At 58.1% G+C, this 26,875-nt stretch carries 25 protein-coding genes; 9 read left to right on the plus strand and 16 right to left on the minus strand.

All coding sequences use genetic code 11. The annotated features are described in order from the left end of the window. The first annotated feature begins 36 nt into the window (after positions 1–36). Positions 37–1,050: an amidohydrolase family protein gene (locus ACR0MS_RS17455; protein WP_480576405.1), complete on the plus strand. Its 1,014-nt coding sequence runs from the start codon at positions 37–39 to the stop codon at positions 1,048–1,050. 42 nt (positions 1,051–1,092) lie between these two features. On the opposite strand, the gene ACR0MS_RS17460 is transcribed toward ACR0MS_RS17455, so the two are convergent. The 6 genes from ACR0MS_RS17460 to ACR0MS_RS17485 are packed head-to-tail and all read right to left on the minus strand — an operon-like array spanning position 1,093 to position 7,793. Then, positions 1,093–1,878 carry an SDR family oxidoreductase gene (locus tag ACR0MS_RS17460; protein ID WP_480576402.1) on the minus strand — a complete coding sequence of 262 codons (786 nt, stop codon included), beginning with the start codon at positions 1,876–1,878 and terminating at the stop codon, positions 1,093–1,095. Between the two features lie 10 nt (positions 1,879–1,888). After that, complete coding sequence (locus tag ACR0MS_RS17465) at positions 1,889–2,662, minus strand: SDR family NAD(P)-dependent oxidoreductase (RefSeq protein ID WP_480576399.1); 774 nt, start codon at positions 2,660–2,662, stop codon at positions 1,889–1,891. A 10-nt stretch (positions 2,663–2,672) separates the two neighbouring features. Beyond that, positions 2,673–3,959, minus strand: a complete 1,287-nt coding sequence (locus ACR0MS_RS17470) for an acyl-CoA dehydrogenase family protein (protein WP_480576600.1) — start codon at positions 3,957–3,959, stop codon at positions 2,673–2,675. A gap of 54 nt (positions 3,960–4,013) precedes the next feature. Next, positions 4,014–4,790: an enoyl-CoA hydratase-related protein gene (locus ACR0MS_RS17475; RefSeq protein WP_480576396.1), complete on the minus strand. Its 777-nt coding sequence runs from the start codon at positions 4,788–4,790 to the stop codon at positions 4,014–4,016. A gap of 10 nt (positions 4,791–4,800) precedes the next feature. Next, on the minus strand, positions 4,801–6,096 hold the full coding sequence (locus ACR0MS_RS17480) for a 3-hydroxyacyl-CoA dehydrogenase (RefSeq protein WP_480576393.1): 1,296 nt from the start codon (positions 6,094–6,096) through the stop codon (positions 4,801–4,803). Continuing rightward, positions 6,093–7,793, minus strand: coding sequence for a class I adenylate-forming enzyme family protein (locus ACR0MS_RS17485; protein ID WP_480755401.1), 1,701 nt, complete (start codon positions 7,791–7,793; stop codon positions 6,093–6,095). Before ACR0MS_RS17485 ends, ACR0MS_RS17480 begins: the two co-directional genes overlap by 4 nt. 441 nt (positions 7,794–8,234) lie before the next feature. On the opposite strand from ACR0MS_RS17485, the gene ACR0MS_RS17490 reads away from it, so the two are divergent. The 3 genes from ACR0MS_RS17490 to ACR0MS_RS17500 all read left to right on the plus strand — a co-directional run bounded on the left by ACR0MS_RS17490 (position 8,235) and on the right by ACR0MS_RS17500 (position 11,499). Next, positions 8,235–9,296, plus strand: coding sequence for an alcohol dehydrogenase (locus tag ACR0MS_RS17490; RefSeq protein WP_480576387.1), 1,062 nt, complete (start codon positions 8,235–8,237; stop codon positions 9,294–9,296). 63 nt (positions 9,297–9,359) lie between these two features. Continuing rightward, complete coding sequence (locus ACR0MS_RS17495; protein ID WP_480576383.1) at positions 9,360–10,991, plus strand: GMC family oxidoreductase; 1,632 nt, start codon at positions 9,360–9,362, stop codon at positions 10,989–10,991. Positions 10,992–11,010: 19 nt separating this feature from the next. Beyond that, positions 11,011–11,499 carry an acyl-CoA thioesterase gene (locus ACR0MS_RS17500; RefSeq protein ID WP_480576380.1) on the plus strand — a complete coding sequence of 163 codons (489 nt, stop codon included), beginning with the start codon at positions 11,011–11,013 and terminating at the stop codon, positions 11,497–11,499. Positions 11,500–11,541: 42 nt separating this feature from the next. Here the strand turns inward: ACR0MS_RS17500 and ACR0MS_RS17505 are convergent, their stop codons facing one another. Next, entirely contained in the window at positions 11,542–12,393 is an 852-nt protein-coding gene (locus ACR0MS_RS17505) for a TauD/TfdA dioxygenase family protein (protein ID WP_480576377.1), read from the minus strand. A gap of 154 nt (positions 12,394–12,547) precedes the next feature. Here ACR0MS_RS17505 and ACR0MS_RS17510 point away from each other — a divergent pair, with 154 nt between their 5' ends. Beyond that, complete coding sequence (locus ACR0MS_RS17510) at positions 12,548–13,282, plus strand: TetR/AcrR family transcriptional regulator (RefSeq protein ID WP_480576374.1); 735 nt, start codon at positions 12,548–12,550, stop codon at positions 13,280–13,282. A gap of 5 nt (positions 13,283–13,287) precedes the next feature. On the opposite strand, the gene ACR0MS_RS17515 is transcribed toward ACR0MS_RS17510, so the two are convergent. From ACR0MS_RS17515 to ACR0MS_RS17555, 9 genes are all read right to left on the minus strand, one after another. Beyond that, a complete protein-coding gene (locus ACR0MS_RS17515; RefSeq protein WP_480576371.1) occupies positions 13,288–15,144 on the minus strand; it encodes an AMP-binding protein in 1,857 nt (618 codons plus the stop codon). Between the two features lie 115 nt (positions 15,145–15,259). After that, positions 15,260–15,988 carry an SDR family NAD(P)-dependent oxidoreductase gene (locus ACR0MS_RS17520; protein WP_480576368.1) on the minus strand — a complete coding sequence of 243 codons (729 nt, stop codon included), beginning with the start codon at positions 15,986–15,988 and terminating at the stop codon, positions 15,260–15,262. A 47-nt stretch (positions 15,989–16,035) separates the two neighbouring features. Further along, complete coding sequence (locus tag ACR0MS_RS17525) at positions 16,036–16,650, minus strand: DsbA family protein (protein ID WP_480576365.1); 615 nt, start codon at positions 16,648–16,650, stop codon at positions 16,036–16,038. Between the two features lie 44 nt (positions 16,651–16,694). After that, complete coding sequence (locus ACR0MS_RS17530; RefSeq protein WP_480576361.1) at positions 16,695–17,465, minus strand: SDR family oxidoreductase; 771 nt, start codon at positions 17,463–17,465, stop codon at positions 16,695–16,697. A 17-nt stretch (positions 17,466–17,482) separates the two neighbouring features. Next, positions 17,483–19,261: an acyl-CoA dehydrogenase C-terminal domain-containing protein gene (locus ACR0MS_RS17535; RefSeq protein ID WP_480576358.1), complete on the minus strand. Its 1,779-nt coding sequence runs from the start codon at positions 19,259–19,261 to the stop codon at positions 17,483–17,485. 31 nt (positions 19,262–19,292) lie between these two features. Next, on the minus strand, positions 19,293–20,075 hold the full coding sequence (locus ACR0MS_RS17540) for a crotonase/enoyl-CoA hydratase family protein (protein ID WP_480576355.1): 783 nt from the start codon (positions 20,073–20,075) through the stop codon (positions 19,293–19,295). A gap of 241 nt (positions 20,076–20,316) precedes the next feature. After that, positions 20,317–21,183 carry an acyl-CoA thioesterase gene (locus ACR0MS_RS17545; RefSeq protein ID WP_480576352.1) on the minus strand — a complete coding sequence of 289 codons (867 nt, stop codon included), beginning with the start codon at positions 21,181–21,183 and terminating at the stop codon, positions 20,317–20,319. 37 nt (positions 21,184–21,220) lie between these two features. Beyond that, positions 21,221–21,688, minus strand: coding sequence for a MaoC family dehydratase (locus ACR0MS_RS17550; protein ID WP_480576349.1), 468 nt, complete (start codon positions 21,686–21,688; stop codon positions 21,221–21,223). Continuing rightward, positions 21,685–23,568, minus strand: a complete 1,884-nt coding sequence (locus ACR0MS_RS17555) for an AMP-binding protein (RefSeq protein WP_480576346.1) — start codon at positions 23,566–23,568, stop codon at positions 21,685–21,687. The genes ACR0MS_RS17550 and ACR0MS_RS17555 overlap by 4 nt, the downstream gene beginning before the upstream one ends. Before the next feature lie 248 nt (positions 23,569–23,816). Between ACR0MS_RS17555 and ACR0MS_RS17560 the strand changes: the two genes are divergently transcribed. From ACR0MS_RS17560 to ACR0MS_RS17575, 4 genes are all read left to right on the plus strand, one after another. Next, the gene (locus tag ACR0MS_RS17560; RefSeq protein WP_480576342.1) at positions 23,817–24,389 is read left to right on the plus strand and encodes a TetR/AcrR family transcriptional regulator; all 573 of its coding nucleotides are present in this window, start codon (positions 23,817–23,819) and stop codon (positions 24,387–24,389) included. Between the two features lie 203 nt (positions 24,390–24,592). Next, positions 24,593–25,342, plus strand: coding sequence for an SDR family NAD(P)-dependent oxidoreductase (locus tag ACR0MS_RS17565; protein WP_480576339.1), 750 nt, complete (start codon positions 24,593–24,595; stop codon positions 25,340–25,342). A 4-nt stretch (positions 25,343–25,346) separates the two neighbouring features. Next, on the plus strand, positions 25,347–25,991 hold the full coding sequence (locus ACR0MS_RS17570; RefSeq protein ID WP_480576336.1) for a glutathione S-transferase family protein: 645 nt from the start codon (positions 25,347–25,349) through the stop codon (positions 25,989–25,991). Continuing rightward, complete coding sequence (locus ACR0MS_RS17575; protein ID WP_480576332.1) at positions 25,988–26,767, plus strand: CaiB/BaiF CoA transferase family protein; 780 nt, start codon at positions 25,988–25,990, stop codon at positions 26,765–26,767. Before ACR0MS_RS17570 ends, ACR0MS_RS17575 begins: the two co-directional genes overlap by 4 nt. The last annotated feature ends 108 nt before the right edge of the window (positions 26,768–26,875 follow it).

A 26,875-nucleotide genomic window follows, 5' to 3' on the forward strand; every position in this document is an offset into this window, starting at 1 on the left:
GTGAAGAACGAGAAGATTTGCAATTAGGGAGGCGTCATGAAAGTCGACATAGCATGGATTCCCCGTATGGCCGCGCGCGACGACTGGCTGGCGCAAGTCACCGAAGACATCATTGACCCCGCACGCGAAATCGTCGATCCGCATCACCACCTGTGGGACCGGCACGGATATGTCTATGAGATGGCCGAATTGCAGGCCGATACCTCCAGCGGACATAACGTGGTTGAAACCGTCTATGTGGAATGCCGGTCTTACTACGATCCAACATCACCAGACCCGCTTGCCCCGGTCGGTGAAACCCGGCAGGTGGCAGCGATGGCCCGCGCCCATACCGGCCCGGCGCCGTTGACTGGGATTGTAGGGTTTGCCGATCTGCGGAACCCTGATCTGGACGCCGTTCTGGATGCTCATATCGCTGAGGGGCAGGGGTTGTTCAAAGGTATCCGCCACGCCGGAGCCCGAGATGCCGAGCCCGACCAGTTGTTCCTGCCCGGCCGGGGGCAGGAAGGCCTTTATTCGGACCCGGAGTTTCGCAGGGGCGTGGCCCGTTTGGGCGCGCGGGGGCTGACCTATGACACTTGGCAATATCATCACCAACTGCCCGCCTTCACGGATCTGGCCCAAGCGGTTCCGGGTACCACGCTGGTGTTGGATCATCTGTCTGTGCCTTTGGGTGTGGGTCGGTTTTCTGGCCAACGCGACAGCATCTTTGCGCAATGGAAAGATGACATCGCAGCACTTGCGGCCTGTCCCAACGTGGTTGCCAAACTGGGTGGTATGGCCATGCCCGATAATGGGTGGGGCTGGCATGATCGCAGCCAACCACCGGGTTCGGATGAATTCGCCGAAGTCATGGCCCCCTGGTATCACCATATGATCGCCTGTTTCGGGCCCCGGCGCTGCATGTTCGAAAGCAACTTCCCCGTTGACCGTATCTCGATCAGCTATTCGGTGTTGTGGAACGGTCTCAAGAAGATTGCGGAGGACTACGCGGAAGAAGAAAAGGCCGCGCTGTTCAGCGGCACGGCCCGCAGGGTTTACGATCTCTGACCGGCGTTCCTTACGCCGATCGCCCGGCGTCAGAGGGGGGCTTTACTTTGGCGCTCGGGTCATGGCCGCGCCGTAAAACCGATTGAGTTTGCGCATGCCCCCCAGCCATTTGTCGTAGTTGTCAGTCTTGTTGCGCATATAGCCCAGCACCTCGGGGTGGGGCAGGATCAGGAAAGTTTCGTCCCGGATGGCTTGCAGGCAGGCTTCGGCGACAGGTTCGGCCTCCAACAGACCGTCCTGTGAGGCAACGCTGTCCTCGCGCCCCCGTGTCATCTCGGACCGAACCGCCTGCGGGCAGAGCAGCGATACCCCGATACCCTGATCGCGATAGGTAAAGGCCAGCCATTCCGCCGCCCCGACCGCGGCGTGTTTGGTAACCCCGTAAGCCATCGAGCCAACCTGATTGAGCAATCCGGCGGCCGAGGCGGTGTTGAGCAGATACCCACCTCCGCGTTCGATCATGCGCGGCACCACATGGCGCGCGGCCCAGATATGGGACATCACGTTGACTTCCCACATACCTTGCCAGACGTCGTTGTCGGTTTCAGGCCCGCCGATGCTGAGGATGCCCGCGTTGGAACAGAAGATGCCGATGGGTCCAATCTCGGTTTCGGTTCTGTCGATCAGCGCGGCGATGTCATCCTCCTTCGAGACATCTGCTTTCATGGCGATGCCGCCGATCTGGTTTGCGGTCTCTTCCGCGCCGGGCAGGTTCAGGTCGGCGCAAATGACCGATCTGGCTCCGGCTTCGGCAAAGGCCGCAGCCAAAGCTTTGCCGATGCCGCTGGCAGCCCCGGTAACGACGACGATTTGTCCTTCGATCTCCATGGCTTACCCCTTACGTCCACATCACGCCACCGCCATCCACGGTCAGTGCCTGACCCGTGATATAGCGGCTGGCGTCCGAGGCCATGAACGCGGCGATACCGGTGAAATCCTCTGGCTCTCCCAGTCGGCGCAGGGGCACCTGACGCAGGTAGAACTCGGCCGTTTTCGGATTGTCCCACAAGGCGCGCGCGAACTCGGTCTTGACCACGCCGGGGCAGAGCGCGTTGACCCGTACCCCCGCCGGACCCATCTCCATCGCCAGATTGCGGACCAGAGCGATCAGCGCCAGTTTCGAGATGTTGTAGGTGCCCAGCGTGTCAGAGGGTTTGAACGCACCAATGGACGAGGTGAACAGCATCGAGCCACCGCCCAACCCCTCCATATCCGGAAAGACTGCATTGGCCAGCCACAGGTTGGACTGGACATTGGCTTGCATGGTCTTCTCATAGGCCTCATCCGGGATATCGCGCATCGAGCCGTAAAACGGGTTTACCCCTGCGTTTCCGATCAGGATCGAGATCGGTCCCACCGCATCACGGGCGGCCTTGGTCAGTGCCTCGACCTCTTGTCTGTTGCCGATATTGCAGGTCATTGGCGTTGCGGCCTGACGCCCCACGGCGTCGTTGATTTCGGCGGCGGCGGCCTCTAGCGCTTCGATCTTTCGCGCCGAGATCACCACATTGGCACCTTGCTGCGCCAGTCCCTTGGCCATTTCCAGCCCCATCCCGCGGGACGCACCGGTCAGCAGGGCGTTGCGCCCAGTCAGGTCAAACATGTTGTTCATCGTTCTTTCCTTATGGTCCCTCGAACTGACGTCCGCCTTTCGTGACAGACGAAGCCCCGGCCTGACGTTCGTTTGATGCCAGGTAATCCTTGACCTCGGCCCGCGCGACCACGGCGTGGTGGACTTCATCCGGGCCATCAGCAAAACGCAGGGTGCGCTGGCCGGTATACATCTCGGACAGGGGCGACCATTGCGAAATACCGGTCGCACCGTGGATTTGTATGGCCTGATCAATGATCTGGCAGGCCTTTTCCGGCACCATTGCCTTGATCATCGACACCCAGATGCGCGCTTCTTTGTTGCCCATCGTGTCCATCGCCTTGGCCGCCTTGAGCACCATCAGGCGCATCGCCTCGATCTCGATCCGCATGCGTGACAGGGTTTCCATGTTCTTGCCCAGGTCCAGCAGTTTTCTGCCAAACGCCTCGCGGCTGATGCCGCGCGCGATCATCAGGTCCAGCGCCTTTTCCGCCTGCCCGATCGAGCGCATACAATGGTGAATCCGCCCCGGCCCAAGCCGCAGTTGCGAGATTTCGAACCCACGTCCTTCGCCCCAAAGGATGTTGCTTTCAGGGACGCGCACATTGGTAAACCGGATCTGCATATGCCCGTGCGGGGCGTCATCCTGACCAAAGACATGCATTGGTCCGACGATTTCGACACCCGGTGTGTCCATCGGCACAAGGATCTGGCTTTGCTGACGGAAGGTTTCAGCCTCGGGCGAGGTTTTTACCATCACGATCATGATCTTACAGCGCGGATCGCCCGCGCCCGAGATATAGTATTTCTCGCCATTGATGACCCATTCGCCGTTTTCCAGTACCGCACGGGTGCTGATATTGCGCGCATCAGACGAGGCCATGTCCGGTTCGGTCATCGCAAAGGCCGACCGGATTTCTCCGGCCAACAGGGGTTTCAGCCACTTTTCCTTCTGTTCCTCGGTTCCGATCCGTTCCAGAACTTCCATGTTTCCGGTGTCGGGGGCCGAGCAGTTCAGCGTCTCTGATGCCAAGGGGTTTTTGCCCAGTTCAGCGGCGATATAGGCATAGTCGAGGTTCGACAGGCCCTCGCCGGTTTCGGCATTGGGCAGGAAAAAATTCCACAGCCCCGCATCACGCGCCTTTTGCTTGGCGGTTTCCAGCAATTCAAGCTGACCGGGGGCATAGGACCAGCGGTCGGCGCGGCCGTGGCCAAGCCGATGATATTCCTCGGTGATGGGATCGACGTTTTCGGCGATATGCTTGATCACCTTTTCCAAAAGCGGCTTGGCGCCTTCGGACATTTCCAGGTTGTTCATATCTGCAACGGTTTGGACCATGTCAGGTCTCCTGTATTGACGAGCGTGGCTCGCTTAGCGGTTGACCCAGTTGGGCTTGCGTTTCTCGGCAAAGGCCTGCACGCCTTCTTTGAAATCTTCGGTTTGGGCCAGATCCTTCAGCACTTCGCGCGAATGTTCCATGCTTTCGGCAAAGCCCTCGATCTGCGCCATGCGGTTCAGAACCCGCTTGGTGGCTTTGACCGACGATGGCGACACGTTGCAGATGTCTTCGGCCAGAGCCATGGCGCGGGTCATCAGATCGTCATGGGGGACAACCTCGTTCACGCAGCCCAGTTTCAGGGCTTCGTCTGAGTCAATGGTCCGGCCGGTGATCATCATCTCTTGCGCCGCAAGGCGGCCGATATAACGGCTCAGACGTTGCACGCCTGAGGCCGCGGCGAAAAAGCCGACCTTGACCTCTGGCAGCGCAAATTTCGCGCGGTCCGAGGCCAGAATGATGTCGCAGCTTAGCGCGGTTTCAAACCCGCCACCCATGGCAAAGCCGTTAACGGCAGCGATGATCGGCTTTTCCAGGTCATAGCGCATTGCCAGCCCCGCAAACCCGGTCTCGGGGATCGGTTGCGGCCCATGTTTGGCGGTGAATTTCAGGTCGTTGCCCGCCGTGAACGCCTTATCTCCTGCGCCGGTCAGAACGGCGACCCATTGATCCTCGGCGGCGGCAAACTTGTCCCAGCAATCGGCCATTTCGTGATGCATCGGCGCATGGACGGCATTGTAAACCTCGGGGCGGTTCATGGTGACCAGCAGGACATGACCCCGCTGTTCGGTGGTGATGAATTCGTATGACATGATGTCTCCTTCAGACGCGTGCGGTTTTCAGACCACCGGTATCAATTTCAGTAAATTTGCCACCATCGGCGGCAAGCTGTCCCAGCATTTCAGCAGGCGCAAAATCTGGGTCTTCGGCCCCCAGTTTTTCCATAACCTCCAGCACCTTGGCCGCGCCGATCATGTCGCCGTAATACATCGGGCCGCCCTTATCCGCGGGCCAGCCATAGCCGTTGATCCAGACCACATCGACATCCGACGGACGCTGCGCCTTGTTTTCCTCAAGGATTTTTACCGCCTCATTGATCATCGGGCAGATACAGACATCAATGATGTCGTCCTGCGACATTTGCGAAGGCTCGGCCCCTGTAATGTCCGAGATGATTTTCGCGGTCACATCCGAGGGCAGCGGCGTGCGGCTTTCGTCATAGTCATAATACCCGGCCTTGGTTTTCTGTCCCCGACGGTCCAGTTCGCACAGCGCATCGCGGATCGGGTTATCGGTTGTGGCCCCCTTGGACCAGCCAATATCCAAGCCCGCAAGGTCCGCCATCTGAAACGGTCCCATCTTGAAGCCGAAGGCGTTCAGCGCCGCGTCGACATCCCAGGGCATTACGCCGCGATAGACCAGCTTCATCGCCTGATCCTGCCGTTTGAACAGCATCCGGTTGCCGACAAATCCGGGGCAGACGCCCACGACAACGGCAATCTTGTTGATTTCAAGCGCGACATCCAGACAGGTGGCCAGAACGTCTTGTGCCGTGTGCTCTGCTCGAACAATCTCCAACAGTTTCATGACGTTGGCGGGTGAGAAAAAGTGCAGCCCGATCACGTCCTGGGGGCGACTGGTCACCGAGGCGATCTCGTCAATGTCCAGCGCCGAGGTGTTGGTGGCCAAAATCGCGCCCGGTTTCATGATCCGGTCCAGATCGGTGAAGATCTTGCGTTTCAGCTCCATGTCCTCGAACACCGCTTCGATCACCAGATCACAATCGGCCAGATCCTCCAGCGACAGGCAACCGTCATATCGCGCCATACGGATGTCGACCTCAGACTGAGGGAACCGGCCCCGGTCGGCGCTGCGCTGATAGTTGCTGCGCACCACGGCTAGGCCACGGTCCAATGCTTCTTGCCGGGTTTCGACGATCTTTACGTCATAGCCTGCGGTGGCGAAATTCATGGAAATCCCGCCGCCCATTGTGCCTGCACCGATGATGCCGATGGTCTTTACCGGGCGTCTGGGCGTTGCGGCGTCAATATCGGGTACATTCCAGGCAGCTTTGCCTGCCGAGGCGTGATACGTGACGAGGTCGTCTTGGGTGTTCATGCATCTGTTCCATTTAATGAATTAATACACTGAGCGCGCAAAGCGCGCCGGTCGAGCTTGTCCGTGGCACCGCGCGGCAGGGGGTCGGAATGCAGCCACAAGTGTTCCGGTATTTTGAACGCGGCGATGTGCTCTGCCAGATAGTCCTGAATGTCCTGCGCCGTTGCGTGATGGCCAGCGCGCAGCTGCACCCCGGCGCCTACGACTTCGCCCAACCTTTCATGCGGTATGGAAAACGCGCAGGCTTCGGCCACAGCGGGATGTTTGTGCAGGGCACCTTCGACATCCAGACACGCGATGTTTTCGCCCCCGCGGATGATGATGTTTTTCTTGCGATCCACGATGGTGACAAACCCATCGGTGTCAATAAAGCCCAGGTCGCCCGAGCGCAGCCAGCCTTCGTTCAGCACTTCGGCGGTGGCTTCGGGTTTGTTGAGGTAACAGCGCATGATCGTCGGGCCCTTGACGGTGATCTCTCCGATCTCGCCGGGCGGCACATCCTGCCCGTCGTCGTCGAGAAAGCGCAGGTCCTGCACGGGGGGATACAGCCGACCCGCCGATCCGGGGCGCGCGACATAGTCATCCCCTGCGGTGCCCATCCCAAGGGCGTTGGTCTCGGTCATGCCCCATCCGGTTGCGATTTGAGCAGCGGGAAAGACCTGAGCCAGCTCACCCACCTGTGGCGGGGGCCGCTTGGCACCGCCCGAATTAATAAAGTCCAGCGTTTCGAGGGGCTGCGCCGTGCGCACAGCGGCCTCCATAAGATCGTGGGTTTGGGTCGGAACGCCCAGAAACCGGGTGATCTGTTCTTCTTGAATTAACTGGACGGCGCGGTCGGCCTCCCATTTCTCCATCACCACAAGCTTGGCCCCGGCCGGAATTGAATACAGAAAAACCGGATGGGTTGCGGTGACATGGAAAAGCGGCGTCACCACCAAGGTGGCCGGGCGCAAAGGCGCGGGTTCATCTGCGTCGGGGGGCGTGACCAGCGGGGCCGCAGTCATGACCATCAACCAGGAAAACACGGCACTCATCGCGCCGCGATGGGTCAGAACAACGCCCTTTGGGTGGCCGGTTGTCCCCGATGAGTACATAATCCCCATGTCATCATCGGTGTCGATTTCAACATCTGGCCAGTTATCGTCTGAGCTGGCGGCCAGCAATGTGTCGTAGCTGACCGGTGTGAGATCGTTGCCGTCCCGTACCCCGATAACCTGAACATCCCTTGCGGATTGCAACGGCAGCAGGCGTTCGACTCTTTTTCGGTCGCCGAACACGATCTTTGCACCACTGTCTTGCAGCGCGTAATCCAGCTCTTCGGTGGTCCACCAGCCATTCAGAAAGACAGTCACCGCTCCAATCGACGCGATCGCTGTGAACAGAAACAGAAACTCGGGACAATTGCGCATTGCAATGGCGACCGGCTGGCCCTTGCGCACCCCAAGTTCGGTTGTGAGGGCGTGCGCCATTCTGTTTGTTTCGGAACAAAACTCATCATAGGTCCAGCGCTCGTCGCCAAACACCAGATAATCCGCCGTGCCGTCGCCCTGATCTGCCCTGCTGAGTTGCATGAGGGCGCGGATGTGACCGGGAATGTTTTTGAATATGCGGGTCTCGACCCCGCGAATCCGGGTTTGGGTCAGTTCGAATATCGGTTCATTTGCGATCAGGTAATGAACGGCCTGTTCAGGCGTCATAGCCGAAGTTCCGGCACTGCCATGCGCATAGTTTTTTAGCCACGCATCAACCGCGCCTGTCAAAATCAAAGCGATATCCTCCCATATGCGCGGCCTCCCAATTGGACAGGCCCACGACTCCTCCTCGGAGGATGTTAGAGCGGTTTTTTAGCTATGCCAAGACCGCTGTGCAGAACAATGTTTCGCAAAAACATTATTTTTTTTTTGCGGTTGTGACGCTTTCTGCATGCGCTGGGTCGGCAGGCGGCCCCTTAAACCCTAGGGTCGTCCGTCAATCCAAATGCATGACGTACATCATGCAGGTCGCATTGGGCCAACAGCAATGGTGGTCAAGTTTTGTTGACATCCGGGCAGGCTTGGTGGGATGATGGCCATCATACAGATGCGGCTGGATGGTAACATTTCCAAGCGATTGCGACATCAACGACAAGAGGCCAGACCATGAAGAACGAGTGCTATTGCGTGACGGAACACCGGGCGCCGCTACAGAAAATTGTACAGGACGTTCCTGAGTTGAAGGGCGACGAAGTGCTGTTGAAAGTGCGCGCCTCGGGCGTGTGTCACTCTGATCTGCATTTCTGGGAAGGTGGCTATGATCTGGGCGACAACCAAGAAATGAACCTGTCCGACCGGGGCGTGAAACTGCCCCTGACCATGGGGCATGAGATTGTCGGCAAACTGGTGGCACTGGGTCCTGACGCGCAGGGGTTGGAGTTGGGCGAAAGCTATCTGGTGCATCCTTGGCTGGGTTGCGGCACCTGTGAAACCTGCGCAAAGGATCAGGAGAATTTGTGCCCCAATGCGCCGCGTTCCTTGGGGATATTCACGCCCGGTGGGTACGCGCAATACGTGGTGGTGCCCCGCGCCAAATATTGTCTGGCGCTTGGGGACCTTGATCCGGCAGAAGCCGCGCCTTTGGCCTGTTCCGGTGTCACCACCTATAGTGCGCTCAAGAAATTCGGGGACGATATCCGCGACACGCCGGTGGTGATCCTGGGCGCGGGTGGTCTTGGACATATGGCGCTTCGGGTGATCCGTGCACTTGGGGGCAAAGGGGCCATTTTCGTCGATCTTGATGAGGCGAAACGCAAGGCCGTGCTCGAGGCCGGGGCGCTTGCTGCCATTGACGCCAATGCGCCGGATGCGGACGAGCAGATCAAAGCCGCCAACGGGGGTGGGGCCCTATTGGTTTTGGATTTGGTCGGGGCCGAGACCACGATCAATTTGGGACTGGCTGCTGGGCGCAAGGGCGTGCGGATTGTCGTGGTCGGCTTGTTTGGCGGTCAGGTGAAAATCCCCACCGTCTATTTCCCGATGCGCGCCATGGCGGTGATCGGGTCGTATGTGGGCAATCTGAACGAACTGTCCGAACTGCTTGAACTGGCCAAATCTGGCAAGTTGGACTTGGCGCCAGTGACGCGCCGTCCGCTGCAGGACGCCAATGATGCGCTGATGGACCTCAAGGACGGGAAGGTTATCGGTCGGGTCGTCCTGACTCCGTGACTTTGGCCTGAACGCGACCCACAGCTTTAAGGCTGAACAAGCCTTCGTGCCGAGTTTCATTGGATGGTATTGGGAGGTGCCGGACAAGTGGACGCTGATTACATCATCGTTGGGGCAGGTTCAGCGGGCTGTGTGCTGGCCAACCGGCTGAGTGCAGACCCTACAAACAAGGTCATTTTGCTGGAGGCCGGGGGGAAGGATAACAGCCCGTTCATTCATGCGCCTGCGGGCTTTGTGAAGATGCTGCGCAATGAGAAATACAACTGGTGCTATTCAACCGAGCCTGATCCCGGCGTAAACGGGCGGCGGCTTTTCTGGCCACGCGGCAAAACGCTCGGCGGGTCATCGTCAATCAACGGGTTGCTGTACGTGCGCGGGCAGCCATCCGACTATGACCGTTGGCGGCAATTGGGCAACGAAGGCTGGGGCTGGGATGACGTTCTGCCATTGTTCAAGGCGACCGAGGGACGCGAGGACGGTGCGGAGGATCAATACAGCTCTGACCTGCGGGGGAGTGAAGGAGAGTTGACGGTCAGCACCCCGCGTTCGCGCCATCCGCTGAGTGAGAAATGGGTCGAATCCGCTATTGCGGCGGGCTACCCTTTCAACCCTGACCACAATGCAGAGCAGCAGGAAGGGGTCGGCTTTTTTCAAACAACCATCGCCTATGGCAAACGTCATTCAACGGCGAGTGCTTTTCTGAAACCGATCAGATCGCGCCCCAATCTGCGCGTGATCACTCATGCCCTTGTGCAGCACGTGGATCTGGACGGTAAACGCTGTACCGGCATTACTTACAAGGATCGCTCGGGTAGAGTGATGTCGCTCAGGGCCGGACGAGAGGTGATCTTGTCGGCGGGGTCGATCGGTTCACCTCAGATATTGATGTTGTCCGGGATCGGAAACCCCGATCACTTGTCTGAAAACGGGGTGCAACCTCGTCATCAGCTTTCGGGCGTCGGGCAGGCGATGCAGGATCATCTACAGGCCAAGATGGTGCATCGGATGTCGGTGCCCACTTATAACCGCGAGGGGACTTCGCTGCTGCGTCAGGCGGTCGTGGCCGTCCAATACTATTTTTCGGGCCGGAACGGGCCCTTGTCGATGCCTGCGGCAGATGCAACCGCGTTTCTGAAAACGCACCCTGATCTGGAAACGCCGGACATCCAGTTTCACGTCCAGCCCTTTTCGTATGATGTGGAAGGGAACTTGCACGACTTCTTCGGCTTTACTTCGACCGTCTGCCAGTTGCGCCCCGAAAGCCGCGGACAGATTCTGTTGAACGGTCCTGACCCTGCCACTTATCCTAAAATTCACCCCAACTATCTGTCGACGGAAACCGATTGCCGCACAATGGTCGCAGGACTTCGCATCGCCCGTTCCATTGCGGCGCAATCACCGCTGGCGGACTATATTGCGTCCGAATTCCAGCCGGGCAGCACGATCGAAAGCGACGATTACGACGCGATGTTGGACTGGGCGCGCGGTCACGCGGTGACGATCTTCCATCCGTCTGGGACGTGCAAGATGGGGCCGGGGCCGGATGCCGTGGTGGATGCGCAGTTGAAACTGCACGGGATTGCGGGGTTACGCGTCGTCGATTGTTCGATCATGCCCGAGCTGATTTCGGGCAATACCAACGCACCGACTATCATGATCGCAGAGAAGGCCAGCAGAATGATAATGGCAGAATAACAGGCAAAGACAGTAAGTTATGAGCGAGCAAAAGTTCAGAATTTCAAAGCATTATGAGCCGATGCAAGCCGCCGAGTTGCGCGGTTGCGGGGTGCCCGAGCCTTGGAGCTTTGGGGTTGGGTTTCGGGCGACGTTCGGGGATTTGGATGCGCAGAACCATGTTTCGAACGTGAAATACCTGCGTTGGATCGAGGCGTACCGCATGGCCTATCTGCGCGCCTATGGCTGGCCGGAATACGCGACGCCGGGGGCCAGTTTGATGGTGATCCGCCGGTTTCAGATCGACTATCTAAAACCGGTTCATCTGGATGACGACGTGATCGTGACAGGTCGTACTGCGCAGGTGGGGCGATCAAGCTGTACGATGGAGTATGCGATCTGGGGAGGTGGCCAGATCGCCACAGCTACGGCGGTTCTGGTTTTTCTGGACCAACATGGGGCAAAGTCGGGCCTTCCAGGAGTGTTGCGTAGCCACATGATCGAGAGAGACGGGGCGCAACTCCGCTAAAGCTGTGGTCAACAGGGGCACAAAAATGCCCCTGTGACGGCACTACGCGGCAGTGACGTGATAGCTTTTGTCATCTTCAACCGTCAGCCGATGCAAAAGCCGATCGTACCCTTCAAACCCGCCTGTAGCTTTGTGCAGAACAGCGCGGTTGTCCCATTGCACCAACATGTCCGCTTCCCATTTGTGGGTGTAGACAAATTCGGGGCGCTGAACCCATGCGTTGACCTCGGCGATAAGTTGGGTGGCTTCGTCTTCTGACAACCCAACGACATCCAGCAGGTAAGAACCGACGAACAGGCCCTCGGCGCCTGATTCAGGGTGTTGGCGCAGGATGTCGTGCTTTACCTCGGTATCTGCATCGTCCGAAGTGGTCACCTGCATCGAGCCCGTGTAGTTGGAGTATTTTCCACCTGTCCGCGAATAGGCTTTGCGGGCTGAGTGAATGCCACTCAGTTTCTCGACTTTGGCACGCAGTTCTGCTGGCATGGCCTGCGCCGCTTTCTGTTCGTTGCAAAACAGCGTGTCACCCCCTTTGGGCGGAATGGTGATGCCATAGAGAAACGTGCCAGAGGGCGGCACAGGCTTAAAGCTCCAATCCGCGTGCCAGACATCGGCGAAAATCCCGCCCGTTTCATCGGCCCTGCGCTGGATTGCCGCGATGCGTTTCTGACCGGGCACCGGCTTGATGTACGGGTCGTCGGCGATGGGGCCGAATTGTTCGACGAAGGCTTCGAATTCTTCAGGCTGCAGTTTCTGGTTCGGATAGATCAGAACATGGTGTTCCAGCCATGCCTCGCGCAGCTTGTTCAGGCTGTCTTTGTCCAGCGGTTGCGAAAGGTCAATTCCGGTTACCACGGCACCACATGGTGCGCCGGTAGGAACAATTTCAATCATCTGTGGCTTCCCTTTTTGATATGGAGCGCACATTATCACAATAATAGTTGTTGGCCAACAACTATTATTGTGATAATGATGCTGGTAACCCAGCTACAAACAAATAGTGGCCCAAGCGGTAGACAAGTTTCAGGATCTGAGCACTGATATCCAAATGAATGATCAACCAAAACTCACCCAGAAAGAACGCCGCTCGCAAAGCGACGCCCGGATCATCGAATCTGCCATCGAGCTCTATGCCCGGCAGGGCTATATGAAAACGACCCTGAATCAGATTGGCGACGCGGCAGGCTGCACCGGGGCCCTGATAAGCACGCGATACGGATCGAAGGTTGGCTTGCTCAGGGCGGTGCTTGCAACGATCATGAACAGATTTGCCAATAACCCCACCTATGTGCAGCAGGTCGAAGACATGTTCACCGGTGAGGATCAAAGCGCGGATCCTGCCGCACTTGAGGATGCTGCACTGGATCACGCCAAACGAACCGGGTTTGGTGAGACCCGTGCCAGCAATGATTCCGCCCAGCAATTGATGCGCGCGTTCATCCGGCTTTACCTTGGGGATGTGGTGCGCAAACAAAGCAGGGTGCGGGCCCTGCATGTGATCATGGGCGAAGCATTGGGGGCCGTGCCTGAAATTCAGGGCGATATTGTCAAGGCAAACAGGCTGTTTCGCCTGCGTATCGCCAACCTGATCGAGGCGGGGATTCAGACCGGTGAATACCCAGGCGATATCGACATTCAAAATGCAGCCATCGCAATAGTCGGTTTGCTGCGTGGTGTGACCATGCAGGCGCTGCTGGAGCCGGACACGATTAATATAGACGAACAGGTCGCCCGCACTCAGGACGCCGCGATGGTGTTGCTAAAGCCGCCAGCCCCGCACTAAAGGCCTCAGTCCTGATTAAGGACGACCGGAAGCTTGCGCAATTCCTCCATCAGGTCTGCCGGGACCGGCGTACCCTGAAGCTGCACTTGCATCCGGCCGCGGGGATCAATCTGTGCTGTGACAGATGGAACGTCATTCGGGTCCATCGCAGTGGCCAATATGGTGCGCACGACGTTTGCGGCCGCTTTTTCGCGGATCTCGGGCTTGAAGATCTTGCCAACATTCGTCATCGGCATGGCCTCTAAAACGGTCACAGATTTGGGTCGGGCCGGGCCCTCATCGACAACGGCACGCGCGAATTCCAGCAACTCGGCTTCGGTCGCCGTCGCGCCTTCCTGCAGGGTTACGAATACCACGGGCAGTTCCCCGGCATAAGCGTCCGGCGCGCCGACGGCAGCCGCATGTTCCACATCCGGGTGACGGCACATGGCGTCTTCGATCATTTTGGGTTCGATATTGTGGCCACCGCGTATGATCAGATCCTTGGCACGCCCGGTGATGTTGAGCAGCCCGTTTTCGTCGAAAAACCCAAGATCGCCCGAGATCAGTTCGCCTTCAGGCGTGAATGCTTCGGAATTCATACTGTCATCGACATATCCGGCAAAGGTGCAGGGCCCACTATACAGGATCATGCCGGTCTCGCCCTGCGGGGCGTCCCGGAAGCTGTTCCCTTGCCGTGAACCCATGTCGCCGATGCGTATCCGCGCAAAGGGCAGGGGCAATCCACAACATCCGGGCGGGGCAAGAACTCCGGCAGGTACAAAAGCCGAAAGGCCGGTCATTTCGGTCATGCCATAGGCTTCGAGGATCGAGTGCCCGAATTGCGTGCGAAACCGAGTGGCCAGTTCAGCGGGGATCGCAGCAGAACCTGTGCGAATTGTGCGCAATGAGGAAATATCGGCGTCACCCACGGGCACATTGGACAAAGCGGCAAAGGATGTTGGCGCAAGAGTGAAGCCGGTGATCTTGTGACGCTCAACAAGTTTCCACAAATTGCGGACCATCCCCTTGTTTCGCATCAAAAGGGGGGTGGGGATGATCACTTCGACACCGCGAAAGAGGAGGGACAGGCCGTTCGGCAAGATCCCGGCGACATGGTACATGGGGAAGCCTGCAATCATGCATCCGCTTTCAGGGATTTTTGATAGGGAAGCATGCGCCCACGTCACGCAAACCTGCCCGAAATGCGTATGCTTTGCCAGTTTCGGCGTCCCTGAGGTGCCGCCCGTGTGGATATAGGCAGCGATGTCGTCGCCGGAAATCTGGCGGCCTGAAATCAATTTGTCATCCGGTGCGGCAGCACAGGCTCGCGTAAAACTTGTGGCCAACTCTGCGCCGAGATCTGGTTCGCCCAAAGGCGCAACGGTCAGGATCTTCAGGTCGGGCAGGGCCTTTTGAATGGCGCATGCCTTATCCCAATAGCCGCAATCACCTTGCCCGCCATAGGTGATCAAGACCTTTGCCTGCGCCGCGCGCAGCAGGCTGATCAGCTTTTCAGCCTTCAGCATCGGGTTGAGAGGTGCGGCGATGCCCGCCGCCTCAGCGCCCCACAGCGCCGAGTAATACTCGAGACATCCGGGCAGCATGAGTCCAACCGCATCGTCGGGTCCGACCCCAAGCGAAGTCAGGACATTCGCGCAGCGGTGCAATTGGGACAAAAGCTCAGAGTAGCTCCATGTCCGGCTGGTGCCGCCGGGCTCGGCCGTTTCCAGAAATCGCAAGGCGGTTTGCGGTCCGTATTTCCGTGCCGATTGGCACAAAAGGTCGTAGGTCGACGTCAGACCCACTGCCTTTTCAGGTGGCATACTTTCCAACTGGCGTTTCAGCGCCTTCGCGTCCTCCAGCGCTTGCCTGCTATCCATAGTCGCCACCCCGCGCCTTCTGTGTGCGGGCCTCCCTGCTATTTTCTTCGCGTCTGGCCGACACAAACGCACCACGACCGCCTTGGTCCTTTCGCCTGTTACGACGCTTTCCGCTTTACCATGTTTCCGAGCTTGGGCGTATCTGCGTTTCGAACATCCATGCGTCCTTGGGCTGTTTCCATAGCTGGATATAGGTTTTGGCCACAGACTCGGGATTCATCAGAACCCGGTCATCTGGGTCGCCTCCGCGGGCGGTGATCATCTCGCGCACCCATTGGGTATCAACTCCGGAATCAATGACCAGATGCGCCACATGGATGCCTTTGGGCATCAATTCACGCGCGGCGCATTCGGCAACGGCACGGATACCGAACTTGGCGCTGGCAAAGGCGGCAAAGCCTGGATTGCCGCGCAGTCCGGCGGTCGCGCCAGTGAAAAAGATATTCCCGGTTCCGCGCGGCAGCATCGCTTTGGCGGCTTCGCGCCCGGTCAGAAATCCGGCGTAACAGGCCATTTCCCAGACTTTGCGGAAAACCCGTTCCGTGGTTTCCGTGAACGGGAAATTCACATTCGCGCCGACATTGAAGATGCAGACTTCGATCGGGCCAACCTCTTCGGCGGATTTGATGAAGTCGATGACCTGATCTTCGTCGCGAGCATCCAGACTTTTGCCGATCATGCGGCCCCCGGCTGCAGTGACCTCATCCACCAGCGGTTGCAGCTTGTCCCCGTTGCGGCGACCGGCAATCACCGTAAAGCCTTCGGCGGCAAAGGCCTTGCAGATGGCCGCGCCGATGAAATCACCGGCTCCGACAACGACAACGGTTTCTGCTCTTTGTTCCATGAGGAGTGTCCTTCTTTAGGGTGGGTCGGCTGACCCAAATTCATTTGTCAGTTGTCCAGACCGGCCAGATGCTGCTCGAGATCGCGGATACGATCCTTTCCGAAATAGATTTCACCGTCATAGTGAAAGGTCGGTGCGCCAAAATCGCCAGCGGAAACTGCCTTTTCCGTGTTCGAAATCAATTGCGCTTTGACCTCTGGGTCTTGCGTCAGCGCAAGCAGCGGTTCAGCGTCTAGTCCACCTTCAGTCAGCCAACGTGCCAGCACTTCGGGGTCGCCCAGGTTCTGTTCGAACTGCCACATGCCACGGAAGACGTGTTCCACATACGGCTCGAATACGTCCAACTGTTTTGCCGCTATGCAACCGCGCATCACTTGCAAGGTGTTGATCGGGAAATAGGGATTAAACGCGAACTCGTCGGCGATCCCGTTGCGTTCGGTAAAGCGCAACAGGTCGCGCCGTTCATACCGCAGCTTGTTCTCGATCCCGGCATTGGTCTCACCCGGCGCCCGGTTGCCGGTCGCTCGGAAGATGCCGCCCAAAAGCACAGGCACGTAAGTGAACGTGGCGCCATAGGTCTGCGCGAGCCCGGGTATCAGAAGATGCGCGAGATAAGAGTTCGGGCTGCCGAAATCGAAATGAAACGAGACCTGTTTTTGCATCAGACTTTCCTTTTTCAAATGGCCAACGGGTGGGCCGGGCGTTTTCAGATCGCGGTCAGCCCGCCATCAACCGCCAACGTGGTGCCGGTGATCATGCTGCCTGCGTCCGAGCAATAAAGCAGTGCTGCCCCTTTAAGGTCTTCACTGCCACCAATCCGGCCCAACGGGTTCTTGGCGGCAACATTTTCGCGCCCCAGCGCGTCCAGCGTGCCCTTGGTCATCTTGCTTTCGAACATGCCAGGTGCCAGCGCATTCACGGTGATGCCATGCTCGCCCCATTCATGGGCCAATGCGCGGGTCAGGTTCACCACAGCCGCCTTAGAGGTGTTGTATGCCACGACCCCCTTGTTGCCCTTCAGCCCGGCGATCGACGCAAGGTTCAGTATGCGGCCACCGCCATTCGGGATCATCGAGTCCCGTGCAATCAACTGGCTGAGGCGAAAGACTGAGCGGACGTTGAGGTCCATCAGTTTGTCCCAGGCTTCCATCGGATAATCGACGGCAGAGCTGCCCCAGGTGGCCCCTGCATTGTTGACCAGGATATCGACCCGACCCAGCTTTGCGATGGCCTGAGCGGACAATGCCTCAAGGTCTTCATCTTTGCGGTTATCCGCCACGATATAGTCCACGGCGATCCCGCGTGCTTCAAGGTGTGCCTTGGCTTCCAGCAAATCCGTTTCCTTGCGGGACGAGATCACCAGCCGTGCGCCGTTGTCACCCAGCACTTCGGCGATCTGTAGGCCCAGCCCACGCGAGCCGCCTGTGATCAGGGCGGTCTTGCCGCTCAGGTCGAAAAGCTCATTTGCCTTGGTCATCTTTCTTTCCTTTTTCGTCAGATCGCGTCGGCGGGCAGGTCCATCAGCCCTTGCGCGGGCGTGTGGACGAGGGTGTTCAGAAATTCGGTCTTGGGTAATTCGCGTTCGAACCAGTAGCGCGCCAGAACCAGCTTTCGTTGAACGAAATCCTCTGCCAGTCCGGTTTCCCTTGCACCAAGCGCGGCCCGTGCGGATTTCAACCACATGAACGCAAGGACCGTGATGCCCATCATGTTCAGAAAGTCATAGGCCGCCCCCGCTGGATCGTAGATTGTTCCGGCCTGGTTTGATGTCAGATGCGCTGCGCCTTCGCTCATCAAATCAAGCGCCCGATCCAACTGTTGGGCGTAGTCGGCCAGTTCGGACAGGGCGGCGCTGTTTTTTACCTCAAGACGGATCTGGCTGCACAGGCTTTCAAAGGGCTTCCCGCCGCCCAGCGGCAGCTTGCGGGCGATCAGGTCATAAGCCTGCACGCCATTTGCGCCTTCGTAGAGCTGCAGAATTTTGGCATCGCGCACAAGCTGTTCGATGCCGTTGTCGGCAATGAACCCATGGCCACCCAGAACCTGCAAACCTGCGTTGAGCGCCTCAAAACCCCGATCGGACAGATATGCCTTGATTACGGGTGTAAGCACCGCTCCGACGCGCGCGCCATCCTCGACAGTCCCGTCATCCTCACTGTGCAAAAGTCCGCTGACCCAAGTTGTCAATGCGCGCCCGCCTTCAACGAAGGAGGCCATGCCTAGCAGCGTTCGCCGAATGTCGGGGTGCACGATGATCGGATCAGCCACGCCGCCTGTGCGGTCTGCCGGGTCAATCGCCAGCCCGGAAACCCGTTCGCGGGCGTATTCGGCTACGTTCTGCAAGGCGCGTTCCGTCAGCGCCACCCCCTGAAGCCCTGTCCCAAGGCGCGCGTTGTTCATCATGTCGAACATCCCGCTCATATGCGCGCCTTTGGAGGCGCGCCCCGCCTCGTTCGTGGCGCGGGATTGACCCAACTGATAGCCGGTTGCCCCCTCGAAATTCAGCACACACGTGGCGCTGCCCTTGATGCCCATCTTACGTTCGATTCCACCGGTTTTTACCGCGTTGGGCGCGCCCAACTCTCCGCTGTCAGGGTCCACAAGAAGCTTGGGTACAAGAAACAGCGCAACGGTTGAGATGTCATCGTGATAAGCCCCCTGATCGTCCGGTAACTTGGCCAGAACCAGATGGGCGATGTTGCCGGTCAGATCCTGATCTCCGCCAGTGATGAAAATATTGGTGCCCGAGATACTGTAACTTCCGTCACCGTTTGGCACTGCGCGGGTTTTCATCTGCCGCAGATCAGTGCCGCAGTGAGGTTCGGTCAGGCACATCGTGCCGGCCCATTCGCCGCTGGACATGCGCGGCACAACATGTGTCTTCATCCACTCGGTACCAGTGCGGTTTAGCACCGCCTTTGCCCCGTTGGTGAGCGTGAAATACAACGCCAGCGCCATATTCGAGGCCGAGAAATATTCCTTAATGGCCGTGTGGACCGTGTTGGGCAGACCGGTTTCATCCGCAGTTCCATTCCAGCCCGCTGCGCGCGTGGCCTCATAGACTGCGTGGAACGGTTCGGGCACATGGACCCGGCCGTTCTCAAAGCGGCAGCCCAAAGTGTCGCCCAGATCAACTGTCGGCGCGACCTCTTGCTCAAAAAAGCGCGCCGCAGCAGTCAATACGGCGTCGCACTCATCCGGGTCCGCCACCGCGAATACGTGGCGCAACAAAAACCCGTAATCTTCGGCCGGAGCCTTGTAAGTCAGAGTCATGTTTTTGTCCCGAAAGCTAAGTGCGTCTGCGTCAGCGGCCCTTGAAAACGGCCTCGCGCCGCTCCACGAACGACGCTATGCCTTCTCGCATGTCCTCGGTCGCAAGCATGCGTTCGCGAAGTTCCGGTATGCAGGCAATCGCAGCTTGTTCCCCGTGTTCAATGAATTTGCGACCGGCCACTTTCATGGCTTGAATGCCAAGCGGAGCATTGCGGCAGATCGTTTCGGCGATCTCTAATGCGCGTGCGGTTTCATGCCCTTTGGCCACAACTTCCTGAACCAGACCGATGCGATGGGCTTCTTCCGCGCTGAATTCGTCACATAGCATCAGGTGATACATGGCATTCCCCCAACCGGCCCGGCTGATATATCGGAAATGCGCACCACCAAACGGTGCGATGCCGCGTTTCGATTCCAGTTGGCAAAACCGGGTGTCATCGGCCGCAACGACGATGTCTCCGGCCAGCATCATTTCGATCCCAACTGTGTAACAAATCCCCTTTACGGCGGTGATAACCGGCTTGCTGCACTGTTTGCGCAGGCCGAACGCGTCGATATTTCCCTCGGGGATGTCTGCAGGCTTTCCTTTGGGGCCGAAGAACTTCGGCATATCCAGCCCGGCTGTAAAGTCGTCGCCTTCGGCACAGATAACGCCTGCCCACAGGTCGGGTGTCTGCTCGAGCAGGGTCAGAGCGTTTGACATCTGCTCCATCATCTGAGGGTGAAAGGCGTTTTTCTTTGCCGGGTTGTCGATGGTGATCTTGAGCACACGGCCCAGGACCTCGTGTCTGACTGTGCCCTGAACGTCTTGCATTCCATCCTCCTCCGCTGCCGTTAAACAAGGTCGGCAATCCGCCTCGTTTGAGCCCTGTCAGAATGACGACCATCATACAGATGTCAAGTCTACAGTGTTGCTGATCCTTGTGGGATCGCGCGATTTAAGATTATAGCTGTCATGCAGATTCCAGATGAAACCCGGTGGTCATCAGGAATGTGACACGGACGGTGAGCCGCCCAAGGTGTTGAAAGGGGTCGTCATTCAAATATGACGTGGCTTAACTTCGCTTACGCCGCAGGAGCGATTCCTGGGCCGTGCTTGCGACCAGCTTGCCGTCTTCGGAAAAGATCATGCCGCGGGCCAGTCCGCGGCCGCTGCCCGTCCAGGGGCCATCCATCGCGTAGAAGTGCCAATCCTGCAAACGGGCAGGTGCGTGAAACCAGATCGCGTGGTCCAGACTGGCACCTTGCGCCTTGTTCTGTGACCAGGTCAGCCCATGGGCGCGCAACCCAACACTCATCAAGCCAACATCGGAGGCATAGGTCAGGTAAAGCTGCTGCAAGCTGGCTTCGCCGTTTTCGGCAGCGGGCATACGAAACCAGAACCCGTGTCGATCACTGACGGGCACGGGATTGGCCTCATTCATCGGATCGACGTCGCGAATTTCGAACTGCGCCCGATGGATGCTCCTGTTGCCCGCTTCGGCCGAGCCGTTCGTTGATCGGGCGGCCGATGTGCTCTGGTCGGGGGCGCAATCTTGTGGCCCCGGAGCGTCCGGCCTTTCGTGCTGGTAGTCCCAGCCCTCGTCAGGCACATGAAATGACCCTGTGAAATTCAGTATTTGCCGGCCGCCCTGCGTGGCGATGACCCGGCGCGTGCTGAACGATCCACCGTCCCGTGCATTTTCGACATGAAACATTATCGGTTGGCTTGGGTCGCCCGCGCGCAGGAAGTAAGAGTGGATGGAATGGCAGCGCCGGTCTGCCGACACAGTATGGCGCGCCGCCGCAAGGCATTGAGCAATGACCTGCCCCCCAAAAAGGCGCGTGGGAACGGCCTTGCCAGAAAAGGCGGCCGCGCGAAACAGGTCCTGCTCAACTTGTTCCGGCTGAAGTATATCCGCCAGAGAAGGCATTTGCGTCATCTTGGGTTCCTGATGGGATGTGCGGTGAAAGAACGGGTCAGAAATAGGACAGCCCAAGCCATTCGGCGACCAATGCGGGCGAGTCGCCTCCTTCGATTTCGACCGTGACGTTCATTCGGGTCTGGATGGATCCATCGTCCCTGTCCGTCAGTCCCGCAAGGTGAAAACGTCCACGAATACGTGCCTCTGCGCGCACCGGCGCAACAAAGCGGATCTTGTTGAAGCCGTAGTTCACGCCCATCGTCCGGCCCACGATCCTCGGGACGGCGTTCTGCACCAGCGGAACCAATAGTGACAGCGACAGAAACCCATGCGCGATCGTACCGCCAAAAGGCGTTTTTGCGGCCCGTTCCGGGTCCACGTGAATGAACTGGTGATCTTCTGTCGCGTCTGCAAATTTGTCGATCCGCGCCTGATCCACCGTCAGCCAGTCTGACACGCCAATCTCTGTTCCGACCATTTCGCGATAGGCGTCGAGGCTGACTTCCAAAGATGTCTCTTTCATTTTTGCGCCACCACCAGAAGTTCTTCGCAGGTCCCGTTGTAAAGGGCGTCAACCGTGTCTGCGCGGCGTTTTAGAACTTGGCGCTGGTTGACGTAACCTTTGTCGTTGATTTCGTTTTCCGACAGGGATGGAGGCTCTGCCAATATGCCTATCGCGCGCACTTGCCGACTTGAACCGCCATTGTTCCGGTTCCACTGATCCAAGGCTGCCTGCAACTGCGCAAGGTCTTCGGGTGCAGGTTCAATCAGCGCCCCATCCACCTTTGCAGCATTGGCACGCGCCGCATCGTTCAGCCAGACCATCGCGACGATATGCGCACGGCCTTCACCAACGACTACCGTGTCGCGCACCAGCCCGCCGCATTCCAGATTCAACCCCGTGCGGATCGCCCCAACCTGCACAAATGTACCGCTGTCGAGCTTGAAGTCTTCGCTGACCCGCCCGGCATAGCGCAGGTCATTGGCGATGGTGTCGACGTCATCAAAGCGGATCGCGTCACCGGTGATAAAGAACCCCTCATCGTCGAACAGACGTTTGTTCAGTTCGGGCTGATCGACGTAACCGGGAAAGACATTCGGCCCCTTGATCCGCAGCTCATACCGGTCATCGCTAAGCGGGATCAGCTTGATTTCCACTTCGGGCGCGGGCATGCCGATGCGCCCAACCCCGTCATAAGGCCAATGCACCGTCGTGACCGAAGGCGCCGCCTCGGTCATGGCAAACCCCCCGGCAAGCGGAATTCGATAACCGCGATGCGTCACGGCCAGTTTTTGCAGCCGTTTATAGGTTTCACCGGGGAATCCTGCTCCGCCATAATGAACAAAGGTCAGGTTCGAAAAGAACGCCTCGGCCAGTTCTGCATCCTGTTCCATTGCATCCACCAACATGCCGTAAGCCAAGGGCACGTTCGAGAAATTGGTCGGTCGAACCTCGCGGATAGCGGTCAGGCTGCGTTCAAAATCTGGCCCGGACACAGGACGGCCCGAGTCGATATACAGCGTTGAGGCGTGAAACAGCATTTCGTGCAGGATATGATTGCCCCCAAACGTATGGTGCCATGGCAACCAGCATAGCCGCCGCCGATGGGCATGTGGAATGCGGATGCCGACCGTCTGCGACATGGCGATGTTTGCGCACATCATGCGCTGGGTGTTGATTACGCCCTTGGGATTGCCTGTCGAGCCAGAGGTGAACAGAATCTTGCCAACGGTCTCTGCGGTCACCGCTGCATGGGCGGCGGCAACGGCGTCTGTGGCCTTCGTGCTCAGCAACTCTGCGACTTCGGTATCCCCAGATCTGGGATGCTCGGACACCAGTTCACACCCGCTCAGATCAAGCTTGTCCAACGCCGCCGATAGCGTTTTCGCGTCGTCGACAAAAAAGAGCTTCGCTTTGGACTGGGCAAAGGTGCTTTGTAGACGCGGAAAGGCTTCTGTGAACTTGGCATAGCTTGGCGAGATCGACGCGGCAGTGATGCCCGCCATCATTGCCCCGAACAGGATCTGGGCGTGGATAATGCTGTTGCGGGACAGGACCGCGATACAATCCCCCTGTTTCAAACCGCGGTTGAGCAATGCCTGTGCGATGGATTCGCAATTCGCTTTCAATTGTCGAAACGTAGGACCTTCCCAGCCCTGTTCCTGTCGTTCCGCAAGGGCCATGCGGTCCGGGTGGGCGTGTGCCGCCGCCATCAGATAGTCGATGATGCTGGTTGGATAGTCCGGCAGTTTGTAATCCTGACGAAGATAAATGGCGTCGTCACCCCGCCGCAGAACTGGTTTTGCCGGGAGATAGGTCAGAGGTCCAAAAACCGGGTCTTCGTGGGTTTCCAATTCGCCGGACGGGCTGAGAGTTCTGTCGGTCGTTGTATTGGTGATCACGGCATGTCCTGGCTTTGGTATCTTCGGGGCAGGCCGCATGGCGCTGTGCAATCAGAAATCACCGCCATGCTGCCTTATCTGCGTGCGGATTGTGTATGATAGGCATCATGCAAGTCAATGGGTGCCGGAATACCGCGCGAAAACTGGACCGCAGAGCGGAATTCTGTATTATGAGTCCAATGCAGAATGACCCTGTCTGGGGCCATCGACGCACGAACCGAGGCAATGGATTCCGAAGGCCAGTAACAATGGGATATTCTCAAGCGCAAAAGGAACGTCATCGCGAAGAAATCCTCTCGAACGCAGGAGAGCAACTGCGTAGCGGTGGATTTTCGGCGATCAATGTCGTGTCATTGATGAAATCTGTAGGGCTGACGCACGGGGGGTTCTACGGTCATTTCGACAACAAGGAAGATTTGCTGGATCAGGCGCTTGAACGTGCGCTGTGCGAAGGGCGTCTGACCCAAAAGCTGGCCGCAAGCCCGAAAAAGCCATCCTTTGCGCGCTTTGTCGGCAGCTATGTCAGCCCGAAGCATCGCGATCTCAAAAGCAGCGGTTGCGCGATCCCCGCGCTTGTGTCGGATGTGTCGCGCAGACCCAAAGCGTCGCGGGACATCATGCAAAGCCATATAGATGACTTTGTGAATACCGTGGCCGATTATCTTGAAGGGGACCGCAGCAAAGCAAATGTGGCGGTGGCGGCCATGGTCGGCTCGATTGCCCTGTCCCGCGTCATGACGGATGAAGCCAAAGCGTCAGAAATGCTGAAAGCAACCAAGGCCTATTTGCTGGCGCTTGAGGATGACGAAAAACAGGGTTGAGCCCAGCTTTCGTTCTTACCCATAGCTCTGATGAAAATTGCGTGGATAGGGTCAGTGCTGCGGTGCAGACCTTGCCATCCGTCCCAACACCTTCTTCATTCATGCATTTTTGCATCGTAAGTATTGGTTCTTTGCGGTTCTCATGATCGACCCGCCTGCCATACCCTAGGGCCTGACACATACCGTTGGGAGGACGGGTCATCATGAGTTCAGACACGCAACGCAAGCCGGTGGCTTTGGCCATTGGCGCCGGAGACGGGATTGGCGCGGCCTTTGCCAGAAAATTTGCCCGCAGCGGTTACAGCGTCGTCGTCGCGCGCCGGGATGCAAGTAAATCCGAGGGCCTGATCAATACATTGGCGGCCGAGGGCCACAGTATGCAGGCGGTATCGCTGGATGCCCGTGACCCTCAACAGCTTTCCTCGCTTTTTGACAAGGTTGAGCAAGAGGTTGGGGAAATCGAGGTGGTCCTGTTCAACGCCGGGTCGAATTCTCCGTTTCCTTTCCTGGAAACCGACCCAGTAATCTTTCGCAAAATCTGGGAGTTGGCCTGTTTCGGCGGCTTCCTGACCATGCGCGAAGCCGCAGCCCGAATGGTGCCGCGCGGCAAGGGGACGATTTTGGTGACCGGTGCCTCTGCCAGTTTACGTGGCAAGGCGGGGTTTGGTGCATTTGCCAGTGCTAAGCATGGGTTGCGGGCATTGGCGCAAAGCCTTGCCCGCGAGATTGGTCCCAAAGGTGTTCACGTGGTGCATCTGGTGATTGATGCCGGGGTCGATATGCCCGCCATTCACGAACGTCGCCGCAAGAAATTTGGGGATGACCACGTGGATGAAGAGAATATTCTCGTTAAACCCGACAGCGTGGCCGAGGCTTTCCATATGCTCGTCCAGCAGCCTAAGGATGCATGGACCCACGAGCTGGATCTGCGGCCATACGGGGAAAACTGGTGATCTGATGGCCCGTGATATGTTGAGCAAACCGCTTTTGTGGGGGGTCGGCACGGTACGCACCCTGCGGGCGCATTGGGTGCTGAACGAGCTTGGCATCGAGTATGAAACCCAGGCCGTCAAACCCCGCACCGACACGATGGAAAGGGCCGATTTTCTGGCCGTCAATCCGGACAAGAAAGTTCCGGTGCTGCAACATGGCGATCTGACGCTGGTGGAAAGCAGCGCGATCATGATCTATCTGGCGGAAACCTACTCAGACCGTGCGCCGGGACTGATCCCCAAAGACAGAATGCAAAGGGCGCGGGTTTTCGAATGGATGTCGTTCATCTCGACCGAGTTGGATGCGGCTTCTCTTTATACCATCCGCAAGCATCAGGATCTTGAGCATATCTATGGCAGCGCGCCCATCGCTGTGGACTCTGCCGGGGACTATTTCCTACGAATGGTGCAGAAGCCAGCCCGGGTGCTGGCTTCGGGTCAGCGCTACCTACTGGGTGATCAGTTCACATTGCCGGACATTCTGCTGTTTACCTGTCTGCGATTTGCCGACCGAATGGGCGTGCAGCGTCCGGCGGAGTTCGACACTTATTTCAAAATGCTGGCGGAACGGCCCGTGTTTCAGGCCGCAGAAAGGGCAAATTACCCATGACAGAACAAGCAAATGGCAAGGGGCCGCTGGCAGGCGTGAAAGTGGTCGATGTGTCCAGCGTGATCTCTGGCCCATGCGCAACAGGGATGCTGGCCGATCAGGGGGCGCAGGTGATCAAGGTCGAACCCCCAAGCGGCGATATCATGCGCGCCCGTGGTAAGGTTTCGGGCTTTACGCCCTCATTTGTGTCCTGCAATCGCGGCAAGCGGTCGGTCACACTGGACCTCAAGAAACCCGAAGCGAAAGAAATCCTCTGGAAGCTGATCGAAGACGCGGATGTCTTCGTGCAGAACTTCCGCCCCGGTGTGATCGACAGGTTGGGTTTCGGTGTGGACGAGGCGCTGAAGCGAAACCCGCGCCTGATCTATCTGTCCATCAGTGGTGTCGGGGACAGTGGGCCGTATGTGGGTAAGCGCGTTTATGATCCGGTGGTGCAATCGCTGTCGGGGCTGGCTGATATTCAACAGGACCCGTTGACCAAACGGCCCAAGATGATCCGCAGTGTTATCGCCGACAAGACGACGGCGCTTTATGCTGCACAAGCCGCGACCGCTGCTTTGTTCAGTCGTTCACAGACCGGGGAAGGTCAACATGTTCAGGTAGCGATGCTGGATGCGATGCTGAACTACAACTGGATTGACGGAATGACGACGATCTCGGTCGTGGGTCAGGAAGAAGAGCCCAGCAATACACCCCATGACATGATCTTTCCCACCGCTGACGGTTTTGTCACGATCGGGGCGATTTCGAACAAGGAATGGGTCGGCCTGTGCTGAGCAGCCTCATCTGACTGGTCCAAATTGATTGTTAGTGCATCGTCGGCCTGTAATCCATTGGGATGATGGTTTCAGGTGCTGGCGGGCGATAGCCCAGTGCACTGTGGG

The sequence above is a fragment of the Ruegeria sp. CJ2 genome, assembly GCF_056536745.1.

What these genes read in the sequence shown, in the direction of transcription:
- ACR0MS_RS17455 (WP_480576405.1), top strand. Translation starts at nt 37, where the DNA reads ATGAAAGTCGACATAGCATGGATTCCCCGTATGGCCGCGCGCGACGAC.
- ACR0MS_RS17460 (WP_480576402.1), bottom strand. Translation starts at nt 1,878, where the DNA reads ATGGAGATCGAAGGACAAATCGTCGTCGTTACCGGGGCTGCCAGCGGC.
- ACR0MS_RS17465 (WP_480576399.1), bottom strand. Translation starts at nt 2,662, where the DNA reads ATGAACAACATGTTTGACCTGACTGGGCGCAACGCCCTGCTGACCGGT.
- ACR0MS_RS17470 (WP_480576600.1), bottom strand. Translation starts at nt 3,959, where the DNA reads ATGAACAACCTGGAAATGTCCGAAGGCGCCAAGCCGCTTTTGGAAAAG.
- ACR0MS_RS17475 (WP_480576396.1), bottom strand. Translation starts at nt 4,790, where the DNA reads ATGTCATACGAATTCATCACCACCGAACAGCGGGGTCATGTCCTGCTG.
- ACR0MS_RS17480 (WP_480576393.1), bottom strand. Translation starts at nt 6,096, where the DNA reads ATGAACACCCAAGACGACCTCGTCACGTATCACGCCTCGGCAGGCAAA.
- ACR0MS_RS17485 (WP_480755401.1), bottom strand. Translation starts at nt 7,793, where the DNA reads ATGACGCCTGAACAGGCCGTTCATTACCTGATCGCAAATGAACCGATA.
- ACR0MS_RS17490 (WP_480576387.1), top strand. Translation starts at nt 8,235, where the DNA reads ATGAAGAACGAGTGCTATTGCGTGACGGAACACCGGGCGCCGCTACAG.
- ACR0MS_RS17495 (WP_480576383.1), top strand. Translation starts at nt 9,360, where the DNA reads ATGGTATTGGGAGGTGCCGGACAAGTGGACGCTGATTACATCATCGTT.
- ACR0MS_RS17500 (WP_480576380.1), top strand. Translation starts at nt 11,011, where the DNA reads ATGAGCGAGCAAAAGTTCAGAATTTCAAAGCATTATGAGCCGATGCAA.
- ACR0MS_RS17505 (WP_480576377.1), bottom strand. Translation starts at nt 12,393, where the DNA reads ATGATTGAAATTGTTCCTACCGGCGCACCATGTGGTGCCGTGGTAACC.
- ACR0MS_RS17510 (WP_480576374.1), top strand. Translation starts at nt 12,548, where the DNA reads ATGAATGATCAACCAAAACTCACCCAGAAAGAACGCCGCTCGCAAAGC.
- ACR0MS_RS17515 (WP_480576371.1), bottom strand. Translation starts at nt 15,144, where the DNA reads ATGGATAGCAGGCAAGCGCTGGAGGACGCGAAGGCGCTGAAACGCCAG.
- ACR0MS_RS17520 (WP_480576368.1), bottom strand. Translation starts at nt 15,988, where the DNA reads ATGGAACAAAGAGCAGAAACCGTTGTCGTTGTCGGAGCCGGTGATTTC.
- ACR0MS_RS17525 (WP_480576365.1), bottom strand. Translation starts at nt 16,650, where the DNA reads ATGCAAAAACAGGTCTCGTTTCATTTCGATTTCGGCAGCCCGAACTCT.
- ACR0MS_RS17530 (WP_480576361.1), bottom strand. Translation starts at nt 17,465, where the DNA reads ATGACCAAGGCAAATGAGCTTTTCGACCTGAGCGGCAAGACCGCCCTG.
- ACR0MS_RS17535 (WP_480576358.1), bottom strand. Translation starts at nt 19,261, where the DNA reads ATGACTCTGACTTACAAGGCTCCGGCCGAAGATTACGGGTTTTTGTTG.
- ACR0MS_RS17540 (WP_480576355.1), bottom strand. Translation starts at nt 20,075, where the DNA reads ATGCAAGACGTTCAGGGCACAGTCAGACACGAGGTCCTGGGCCGTGTG.
- ACR0MS_RS17545 (WP_480576352.1), bottom strand. Translation starts at nt 21,183, where the DNA reads ATGACGCAAATGCCTTCTCTGGCGGATATACTTCAGCCGGAACAAGTT.
- ACR0MS_RS17550 (WP_480576349.1), bottom strand. Translation starts at nt 21,688, where the DNA reads ATGAAAGAGACATCTTTGGAAGTCAGCCTCGACGCCTATCGCGAAATG.
- ACR0MS_RS17560 (WP_480576342.1), top strand. Translation starts at nt 23,817, where the DNA reads ATGGGATATTCTCAAGCGCAAAAGGAACGTCATCGCGAAGAAATCCTC.
- ACR0MS_RS17565 (WP_480576339.1), top strand. Translation starts at nt 24,593, where the DNA reads ATGAGTTCAGACACGCAACGCAAGCCGGTGGCTTTGGCCATTGGCGCC.
- ACR0MS_RS17570 (WP_480576336.1), top strand. Translation starts at nt 25,347, where the DNA reads ATGGCCCGTGATATGTTGAGCAAACCGCTTTTGTGGGGGGTCGGCACG.
- ACR0MS_RS17575 (WP_480576332.1), top strand. Translation starts at nt 25,988, where the DNA reads ATGACAGAACAAGCAAATGGCAAGGGGCCGCTGGCAGGCGTGAAAGTG.